The following is a 9569-nucleotide window of genomic DNA, read 5'->3' as shown; positions in this document are numbered from 1 at the left end:
GTCCCCGGAGATCCGGGGACCCTGGCGCTTCTGCACCGAGATCTCGGTGCAGAAGCGTGGGGGTCACCGGAGATCCGGGGACTCCGTCGCCCGCCACGGCCGGTGCGGCGTTCGCGTACGAGTGCTGGCTCGAGCTCGAGAAGTAGTTGATGCCGATGAAGTTGAACCACAACGTCGCGGTGCCGACCAGGGCGAGGATGGCGGCGTTGCGGCCCTTCCAGCCGGCGGTCGTGCGGGCGTGCAGGTAGGCGGCGTAGACGACCCAGGTGATGAACGCCCAGACCTCCTTGGGGTCCCAGTTCCAGTACGACGACCAGGCCTGGTGCGCCCAGATCGGGCCGGTGATCAGGACCGCGAAGGTCCAGACCGGGAACGCGAAGGCGTGGATCCGGTAGGCGACCCGGTCCAGCACCTCGAGGCTCGGCACCCGGGACAGGACCCGGCCGTCGGCGCCGCGGCGGGCCTTGACCAGGTAGACCACCGAGAGGATGCCGCCGATGGTGAACGCGCCGGTCGCCAGGATCGCGGAGACGACGTGGATGACGAGCCACGGCGAGTCGAGAGCGTCGGGGAGCGGTCCCACCGGGTCGTAGAGCCAGATCACCGCGACCATCAGCAGCGCGACGACGGTGGCGACGACCAGCGGGCCCATCCACGCCAGGGAGAAGCGGCGGTAGAGCACCAGATAGACGAGCGCGACCACGAAGGTGCCCGAGATCGTGAACTCGTACATGTTGCCCCAGGGGACCCGGTTGGGGTCGGCGCTCATCCCGCGACCGACCAGGCCCAGCAGGTGCAGCGCGGCCGCGAGGACCGTGAGCAGGAGACCGAGGCGGGCGAAGAGCGCGACCCGGTGCTCGTCGACGCCGGGGCCGCCGGGGGACGGCTCCTCGACCCGGTCGGACGCCGGCGCCTCGACACCCGCGTGCACGGGGACCTGCACCGCCTTGCGCGAGCCCACGAACGAGGACCACTCGACCAGGTGCGCGACGAGGGCCAGGAAGTAGACGACGCCGGCGGCCGCGATGGCCTGCTGGCTCAGGTCGCCCCACGAGGCGTCGGTCATGACTTCCCCTTCAGGTCCTCGACGAGATCGTCAAGCACCGATCGTAGGTCCCCGCCTCCGGAGCGTTCGAGGCCGGCCACCTCGACCATGGTTTCGGCACGGCCCTCGACGTCCGTCACGGTGGCCCGGACCCACACCCGGCGCGACCGGATGAACAGCGAGCCCATCAGCCCGATCAGCGCCAGGACGACGCCGGCGAGCGCGATCTGCTTGCCGGGGGTCTGGCTGATCTGGATCCGCTGCCAGGAGTACATGTCCTCGAACGTCACCGAGCCGAGGCCGTCCGGCAGCTCGGCGGTCTCGCCGATGCTGAGGTCGATCCGTTGGGGCTGCCCGTTCTTGCCGGGCACCGCCTCCGCCTTCGACTTGTCGAGCACGTAGACCGACTGTGACTGCCCGGTGTCCATGTTGAGGTCGCCGGTCCACACGTTGAGCGAGATCAGAGGGTTGTCAGCGGCGCCGTAGAGGTTCCGCGGGTTGCCGTCCGCCAGGATGAACGTCGGGTAGAGGAAGCCCTCGAGACCGATCTGGCTCGGCTGCGCGTCGGGGGCCTTGATGACCCCGAAGCTGAGCAGGTCCGGGCCCTGGGGCAGGAAGACCGTCGGGCCGGAGTAGGCGATCTCGCCGTCGCCGTCGCGGACGGTGACCACGGGCGCGTAGCCGTGCCCGATGAGGAACAGCTCGGTGCCGCCGATCTTGAGCGGGTGGTTGACCCGCAGGTCGTACTGCTCCTCCTCGCCGTCGCCCTCGCGGTAGCGGACGTCGGCGTTGAAGTTGCGGGCCATGCCCATCCGCGGGCCATCGGTGGTCCACTCCACGTCGAAGTCGTCGACGGTGAACCGGAAGTCGTCCATCCGGTCGGCCTGGAAGAGGCTGCCGGGCACGAACTCGTCGTACTGCGTCGGGTTGTTGGCGAACGGGGTGCCGGTGACCAGGATGACGCCGCCCTTGTAGCCGAACAGCCCACCCAGCGCGAAGCCCAGCAGCACCACGAGCACGGCCAGGTGGAACAGCAGGTTGCCGACCTCGCGCAGGTAGCCGCGCTCGGCGCTCACCGCGCTCGTCGCGGTCGGGTCCGGGCCGTCCTCCTCGGCCCGCAGCCGGTAGCCGCGACGCTTCAGCACCGCGCGGGCGGCGGCGAGCACTGCGGCCGGCTCGGCGTCGGTGCGGTACGTCGTGTGGTCCGGCAGCCGGGAGAGGTTGCGCGGCGCCGCGGGCGGCGGCTTGCGGATCGCCCGGGCGTAGACCATCGTCCGCGGCACGATGCAGCCGACCAGGGACGCCACCAGCAGCAGGTAGATCGCGGCGAACCACGGCGATCCGTAGACGTCGAACAGCCCCAGCCGCTCGTAGATCGGCGTCAGGGTCTCGTGCGCCTCCTTCCACCGGGTGGCGTCGAGGGAGTCGACGTCCTCCTGCGGGATCACCGAGCCGGGTACGGCGGCGAGCGCGAGCAGCAGCAGCAGGACGAGCGCGGTGCGCATCGAGGTGAGCTGCCGCCAGCTCCAGCGCAGGAGCTCGCGCACCCCGAGCTCGCCGGGCCGACGAACCGCAGCGGGCGCGCTCTCCGGTGCCGACGCTGACGCCTCCCCATCACTCAGGGTCTTCACACCGACACCTCGAAGTCGCTGACGAGCTGGATCTGCACCCAGGCGACCGCCTCGGCCCAGAGCCCGGTCAGGAGCAGCACGCCGATCGCGATGAGCAGCCCGCCGCCGATCCGCATCACCCACACCTGGTGCCGGCGCACCCAGGCGAACGCGGTGAGGGCGCGGCGCCAGGCGAGCGCGGCGACGATGAACGGGATGCCGAGGCCCAGGGAGTAGAAGGCGAGCAGCACGCCGCCGCGCGAGCCGGTCTCGTTGTAGGCCAGCGTGAGGATGACCCCGAGCGTCGGTCCGATGCACGGGGTCCAACCCAGACCGAACAGGAACCCGAGGACCGGCGCCGCCGCCAGGCCCACGGCCGGCACCTTGTGGACGCGGAGGTCGCGCTGGGACCACGGCAGCAGGTTGGTGAGGACGCCCATGAACACCAGGCCGAGCAGGATCGCCAGGATGCCGAGCACGACGTCGAAGGTCCTGGCGTTGACGAAGAAGAACCGGCTAACGCTCCCGGACAGCACGCCCAGCCCGACGAAGACGACGGAGAAGCCGAGGACGAACAGCCCGGCCCCGGCCAGCATCCGCCCCCGGCGTACGTCGCCGGTGGCGAGGTCGGCGCCGGACAGGCCGGTGGCGTAGGAGAGGTAGCCGGGCAGCAGCGGCAGCACGCACGGCGAGAAGAAGGAGACCAGACCGGCGAGGACCGCGACCGGGATGGCCAGGGCGAGCGCGCCCGAGCCGGCGGTCTGCTGGAACCAGTCAGCCATCGCTCAGCCGTCCTCGGCCACGACGTCGTTGATGACGTCGCGCAAGGTGACCGGGCTGGTGATCTCGCCGCTCACCAGGGCCGCCAGTCGCCCTTCACGGTCGAGGACCGCGGTGCTGGGCAGCGCGCTGGGGCGGATCTCAGGGAACTCGAGCAGGACCTCGCCACCGGGGTCGTAGAACGAGGGGAACTCGACGCCCACTCCTCGCATGAACGCCAGCGCGTTGTCCGGGCTCATGTCGCGGGTGTTGATGCCGAGGAGGGCGGCGTCGTCCCCGATGTCGCCGACCACGTCCTCGAGCAGCGGCATCTCCCTGCGGCAGGGGCTGCAGCCGGACCACCAGAGGTTCACGACCAGCACCTGGCCGCGGTAGTCCTCGAGGGTCAGGTCAGCGCCGTCGAGGTCCGGCCCGCTCGCCTCGACCGGCGCCTCGCGGTCCTCCGGCTCGATGACGACGATCTGGCCCTCACCGCCGACGTAGTCCTTGCCGTCCGTCCCTTGGAGGTCGCTGCAGCCGGCCACGGCGAGCAACCCCACCGCGACCGCGACAGCGACCAGGGACCTCACGCGGGTGGCTGCTTCTCCTCGGGCGCCCCGCCGGCGGAGAACGGCGCCGCCTTGTCCTTGGTGGGGATGAGGTCGCCCGCGGGCTCGCTGTAGGACACCTGGGTGAGCCGGTCGCCGACGAAGTGGAACGACGTCAGCGAGCAGAGCGTGCACTGGCGCTTGCGCGGGTCGTGCAGGAACGACCGCTTCTCGGCGGCCAGCCGGGTCGTCCAGATCGGCAGCTGGTGGGAGACCACGACCGCCTCGTGGCCGGCGGCCTCGACCCGGGCGTCGTGCACCGCGGACATCATCCGGGCCACGATCTCCTTGTAGGGCTCACCCCAGGACGGCCGCCACGGGTTCCACAGGTGCCGCCAGGCCGACGGCTTGCGCAGCGCCCCGTCGCCCACCCCGAACCGCTCGCCCTCGAACACGTTGGTCGACTCGATGACCCGCTCGTCGGTGACGATCTCCAGGCCGCGGGCCGCGGCCAGGGGACGTGCCGTCTCCTGGGCGCGCTCGAGCGGCGAGGAGCGCAGGTGCACGATGTCGCGCTCGCCGATCACGTCGGCCACCCGCTCGGCCATCCGCACGCCGAGATCGGAGAGGTGGTAGCCGTCGCGGCGCCCGTAGAGCACCCCCTCGGGGTTGTGGACCTCGCCGTGGCGCAGCAGGTGGACGATCGTGTCGGGGGTCATCGGACTCCTTGTCAGGCCTGGGCGGCCGCGGCGGCCCGGGCCGCGCCGGGCAGCGCGTCGAGGACGGCCGAGACCGCCCTGTCGTCGTGGGCGGAGGAGAGGAACCACGCCTCGTAGGCCGACGGCGGCAGGTAGACGCCGGCGTCGAGCATCGCGTGGAAGAAGGCGGCGTACGCGCCCGTGTCGGTGCGCGAGGCGTCGGTGAAGTCACGGACCGGCCCGCCGGCGAAGAAGACCGAGAACATCGTCCCCGTGCTCTGGACGGCGTGCTCCACCCCGGCGACCGACAGGGCGTCGGACGTCGCCGCCTTGATCGTGTCGCCGGCCCGGAGGAGGTGGGCGTAGACGTCCTCGGTGGCCAGCCGCAGGGTGGCCAGCCCGGCCGTGGTCGCGACCGGGTTACCGGACAGCGTGCCCGCCTGGTAGACCGGCCCCTCGGGCGCGAGGTGGGCCATCACGTCCGCCCGTCCGCCGAACGCCGCCGCGGGGAAGCCGCCGCCCATCACCTTGCCGAAGGTCATCAGGTCCGGCGCCCAGCCCTCGAGGGCGCCGTCGAGGCCCCACTGCCCCTGCCGCGAGGCCCGGAAGCCGGTCATCACTTCGTCGCTGACGAACAGCGCTCCGTGGCGCCGGCAGGTCTCGGCCAGGAACGCGTTGAACCCGGGCTCGGGCGGGACGACGCCCATGTTGCCGGGGGCCGCCTCGGTGATCAGGCAGGCGATCCGCTCGCCGTGCTCGGCGAACACCGCCTCGACCGCCGTACGGTCGTTGTAGGGCAGCACCAGCGTCAGGGCGGTCGAGGACTCCGGTACGCCGGGGGTGCCGGGCACCGCGAACGTCGCCAGCCCGGAGCCGGCGGAGGCCAGCAGCGCGTCGACGTGGCCGTGGTAGCAGCCGGCGAACTTCACCACCACGTCCCGGCCGGTGAAGCCGCGGGCCAGTCGGATCGCGGACATGGTCGCCTCGGTGCCCGAGCTGACCAGCCGCACCTTCTCCACCGGCGCGCGGGCGACGATCTCCTCGACCAGCTCGACCTCCGGCTCGGTCGGCGTGCCGAAGGACGTGCCGCGCGCGACCGCGGCCAGCACCGCCTCCTGGACCTCGGGGTGCGCGTGCCCGAGCAGCATGGGTCCCCAGGAGCAGACCAGGTCGACGTACTCGTTGCCGTCGACGTCGGTGAGCCAGGCCCCGCTGCCGGAGCGGACGAACCGAGGCGTCCCACCTACCGCGCTGAACGCCCGCACCGGGGAGTTCACGCCACCCGGCGTGACCGCCCGGGCCCGGTCGAACAGGGCCTCGGACCCGGCCGCGACCCGCGAGGCCGGACCGGCGTGGGAGTCGACGGCGGGAGGCACTGGTTCATCATCCCCGAGAGGCTCAACCGTGGCCCAACCGGGCCATGGCCCCGCCCCGGGGCGGCAGCGTACGGTCGTGGTCTGGACCGGGGGAGGGAACGGTCGGTTTCGCCGTCACGTCGGACGGGTACGACCGTCTGCAGCGTGACGGGGACCACACCGTTCGCCCAGCTCGGCCCGGAAGCACGCCGTAACCTCGGGGCAACAAGGGTCGTTGGGACGCTGCGATGCTCTGGAGGGGGCATCAGGGAGCAACTGGGAGATCACTGCAATGACCGCACAGACCGCACGCCGCCCCGGCCGCCTGCGCCGGGCCACCGCGCTGGTGCCGCTCGCCCTGCTCTCGGCAGCCGTCACGGCCAGCGTCGCCGGAGCCAACGCGCCCGCGGTCGTGGCCGGCAAGGCACCCGCCACCGACACGACCCTCCCGGACGGCACCGCGGTGCCCACCCGGGCGATCGAGGTGCCCGCCAGCGTGTCCAACGGCGACAACCTCGGTCTCGGCAGCGCCGACGCGACGCAGATCATCTCCACGGCCTCCACCTCCGGCATCCCGTCAGCCGCCCTCACCGCCTACCAGCGCGCCGAGACGGTCATCAACGCCGCCGACAAGTCCTGCAACCTGACCTGGCAGCTCATCGCCGCCATCGGCCGGGTGGAGTCCAACCACGGCCGGGCCAACGGAAACGTCCTCGACAGCGCCGGCCTCGCCGTCCCCGGCATCTACGGCATCCCGCTCAACGGGTCCAACAAGACCAGCGAGATCCTCGACACCGACGCCGGCCAGTACGACAACGACACGACGTACGACCGCGCGGTCGGCCCGATGCAGTTCATCCCCTCGACCTGGACGGTCGTGGGCGTCGACGCCGACGGCGACGGCGTCCGCAACCCGCAGGACGTCGACGACGCCGCGCTGGGCACCGCCGTCTACCTGTGCTCCGGCGCGGACGACCTGGCGACCGACGCCGGCCGGCAGGCCGCGGTCTTCCGCTACAACCACTCCCAGTCCTACGTCGACCTGGTGCTCTCCATCATGGAGGCCTACACCCTGGGCGACTTCACCTCGGTGCCCAACAGCACCGTGGCCGCGGGCTACCTGGTGCGTGACCCCGACCCGGTCGTGGGTGCCGGCCAGCAGGACCAGGACATCAAGACGCCGCAGAACAACGGCGGGCAGGACGAGCCCACCGAGCCCACGGACGACCAGACCGAGGAGCCCCCGACCTCCACCGGCGGCGGTGGCGGCGGCGGCAACGGTGGCGGCGGCAACGGCGGTGGCGGCGGCAACACCAGCACGCCGACCCTGCCCCCGGTCGACGTCCCGGAGCTCCCGACCACCTCCATCGAGCCGGTCGACGAGGTCCTCAACCTGGCCGAGGCGACCGCGCAGTGCCTCGCCGACGGGATCAGCCAGCTCAACGTGGCGGCCTTCGCCGAGTGCCTCGAGGGCTACATGAACCCCAAGACCGCCGCCCAGAAGGAGTCCGCAGCCCTGGCCTCCAGGTCGTTCGCGCGGACCGGGCTGCCCCGCTCCTGACCTGTCGCCTGACGTTTGGTCGTCGCGGTCCGGCTGCGGGCGGGGTCACCGGATATCCGGTGAGTCCGACGCTTCTGCACCGAGATCTCGGTGCAGAAGTGGCAGGGTCACCGGATATCCGGGGACCCCGCCAACCCGCTCAGCGCCGCAGCAGCCGGGCGGCCTCGGCAGCCCAGTAGGTCAGTACGACGTCGGCACCGGCCCGCCGGATCGACGTGAGGGACTCCAGGATCGCCGCCTCGCGGTCGATCCAGCCCTGTGCCGCGGCGGCCTCGACCATGGCGTACTCGCCGGACACGTTGTACGCCGCCACGGGGACGTCGACCGCGGCCCGCACGGCCGCCACCACGTCGAGGTAGCCGAGGGCAGGCTTGACCATGACCACGTCGGCGCCCTCCTCGACGTCGAGCAGCGCCTCGCGGACACCCTCGCGGCCGTTGCGCGGGTCCTGCTGGTAGGTCTTCCGGTCGCCGACGAGCGAGCTGTCGACCGCCTCCCGGAACGGGCCGAAGAACGCCGAGGCGTACTTGGCGGAGTAGGCGATCACCGCGACCTCGGCGTGGCTGGCGGCGTCGAGCGCCTCGCGGACCACCCGCACCTGGCCGTCCATCATCCCGCTGGGGCCGACCGCGTCGACGCCGGCGTGCGCCTGCGCGCGGGCCATCTCGGCGTACAGCTCGAGCGTCGCGTCGTTGTCGACCCGGCCGTCGGGGGTGAGCACACCACAGTGGCCGTGGTCGGTGAACTCGTCGAGGCACAGGTCGCTCATCACCGTCAGCGCGTCCCCCACCTCGCCGACGACGTCGGTGATCGCGAGGTTGAGGATCCCCCCGGGGTCGATGGCTCCGGAGCCGGTCGGGTCCTTGGCCTCGGGGATGCCGAACAGCATCACGCCGCCGAGCCCGAGGTCCGCCGCCTCCGCGACCGCCTTGAGCAGGGTGTCGCGGCTGTGCTGGACGACGCCGGGCATCGACGAGATCGCGACCGGCTCGTCGATGCCCTCGCGGACGAACAGCGGCAGCACCAGCTGACGAGCCTCGAGGGAGGTCTCGGCCACCAGGTTGCGCAGGCCGGGCGTACGACGCAGGCGCCGCGGCCGCACCAGCGGCCGCGTCACCGGGACGTCGTCATCTGCCACGTCTGACCGGCTATTCGGCGCGACGCCGACGGGTCGAGGGCTTGCGGTCCGAGGGGCGGGTGACCGGCTGGCCGGCCTCGAGCATCTCGAGCCGGCGAGCGGCCCCGAAGTCCGCGAGCGCGTCGACCAGCACCTCGACGTCCGGCTTGGGCGCCAGCACGTCGACCCGGAGCCCGTGCTCCTCCGCGGTCTTGGCGGTCGCCGGGCCGATGACCGCGATCACCGTCGACGGGTGCGGCTTGCCGGCGATGCCGACCAGGTTGCGCACCGTCGAGGACGAGGTGAAGACCACCGCGTCGAAGCGTCCGGACTTGATCGCGTCGCGGGTCTCGGCCGGCGGTGGGGTGGCCCGGACCGTCCGGTACGCCGTGACGTCGTCGCACTCCCAGCCCAGGTCGATCAGGCCGGCGACCAGGTTCTCGGTCGCGATGTCGGCGCGCGGCAGGAAGACCCGGTTGATCGGGTCGAGCAGCTCGTCGTACTCGGGCCAGTCGGCCAGCAGCCCGGCGGCGGACTGCTCCCCGGAGGGCACCAGGTCGGCGCGCAGGCCCCAGGCCGCGATCGCCTCGGCGGTCTTGTCACCGACCGCGGCGATCTTCAGGCCGGAGAAGGCGCGGGCGTCGAGGCCGTACTCCTCGAACTTCTCGCGGACCGCGCGGACGGCGTTGACCGAGGTGAACGCGATCCACTCGTAGCGGCCCTCGACCAGGCCGCGGACCGCCTTGTCCATCTGGAGCGGGTTGCGCGGCGGCTCGACGGAGATGGTGGGCACCTCGTCCGGGACGGCGCCGTATCCGCGGAGCCGGGCGGCGAGCGGACCGGCCTGGTCCTTGGTGCGCGGCACCAGGACCCGCC

9 protein-coding genes are annotated in these 9569 nt (G+C 72.2%); 1 reads left to right on the top strand and 8 read right to left on the bottom strand.

The genetic code is table 11. The annotated features are described in order from the left end of the window. The 6 genes from ccsB to hemL form a co-directional block, all read right to left on the bottom strand. The coding region (gene ccsB / locus JHD21_RS17180; RefSeq protein WP_292677647.1) for a c-type cytochrome biogenesis protein CcsB at window positions 1-1066 on the bottom strand (1066 nt) is incomplete at its 3' end. Continuing rightward, entirely contained in the window at window positions 1063-2592 is a 1530-nt protein-coding gene (locus tag JHD21_RS17175) for a cytochrome c biogenesis protein ResB (protein WP_292677645.1), read from the bottom strand. The genes JHD21_RS17175 and ccsB, both read right to left, overlap by 4 nt. 80 nt (window positions 2593-2672) lie before the next feature. Beyond that, on the bottom strand, window positions 2673-3437 hold the full coding sequence (locus JHD21_RS17170) for a cytochrome c biogenesis CcdA family protein (RefSeq protein WP_292677643.1): 765 nt from the start codon (window positions 3435-3437) through the stop codon (window positions 2673-2675). Between the two features lie 3 nt (window positions 3438-3440). Further along, window positions 3441-4004, bottom strand: coding sequence for a TlpA disulfide reductase family protein (locus JHD21_RS17165; protein WP_292677641.1), 564 nt, complete (start codon window positions 4002-4004; stop codon window positions 3441-3443). Next, window positions 4001-4681 (bottom strand): histidine phosphatase family protein, encoded by a 681-nt coding sequence (locus JHD21_RS17160; RefSeq protein WP_292677639.1) that lies wholly within the window; start codon window positions 4679-4681, stop codon window positions 4001-4003. The genes JHD21_RS17165 and JHD21_RS17160 overlap by 4 nt, the downstream gene beginning before the upstream one ends. An 11-nt stretch (window positions 4682-4692) precedes the next feature. Continuing rightward, a complete protein-coding gene (hemL, locus tag JHD21_RS17155; protein ID WP_365696292.1) occupies window positions 4693-6036 on the bottom strand; it encodes a glutamate-1-semialdehyde 2,1-aminomutase in 1344 nt (447 codons plus the stop codon). A gap of 271 nt (window positions 6037-6307) precedes the next feature. Between hemL and JHD21_RS17150 the strand changes: the two genes are divergently transcribed. Then, window positions 6308-7576, top strand: coding sequence for a lytic murein transglycosylase (locus tag JHD21_RS17150; RefSeq protein ID WP_292677637.1), 1269 nt, complete (start codon window positions 6308-6310; stop codon window positions 7574-7576). Window positions 7577-7715: 139 nt separating this feature from the next. On the opposite strand, the gene hemB is transcribed toward JHD21_RS17150, so the two are convergent. Further along, window positions 7716-8714, bottom strand: coding sequence for a porphobilinogen synthase (gene hemB / locus JHD21_RS17145; protein ID WP_292677634.1), 999 nt, complete (start codon window positions 8712-8714; stop codon window positions 7716-7718). 10 nt (window positions 8715-8724) lie between these two features. Beyond that, the coding region (locus JHD21_RS17140) for a uroporphyrinogen-III synthase (RefSeq protein ID WP_292677632.1) at window positions 8725-9569 on the bottom strand (845 nt) is incomplete at its 5' end.

This window comes from Nocardioides sp., from assembly GCF_016462705.1.
Classification (GTDB): Bacteria; Actinomycetota; Actinomycetes; order Propionibacteriales; family Nocardioidaceae; genus Nocardioides.
Note: the sequence above shows the minus strand (reverse complement) of the source record. Positions and strands in the feature narration are given on the sequence as shown.

Coding starts and splice junctions, on each gene's coding strand:
- JHD21_RS17170 (WP_292677643.1), bottom strand. CDS start 3,437: ATGGCTGACTGGTTCCAGCAGACCGCCGGCTCGGGCGCGCTCGCCCTG.
- JHD21_RS17160 (WP_292677639.1), bottom strand. CDS start 4,681: ATGACCCCCGACACGATCGTCCACCTGCTGCGCCACGGCGAGGTCCAC.
- JHD21_RS17150 (WP_292677637.1), top strand. CDS start 6,308: ATGACCGCACAGACCGCACGCCGCCCCGGCCGCCTGCGCCGGGCCACC.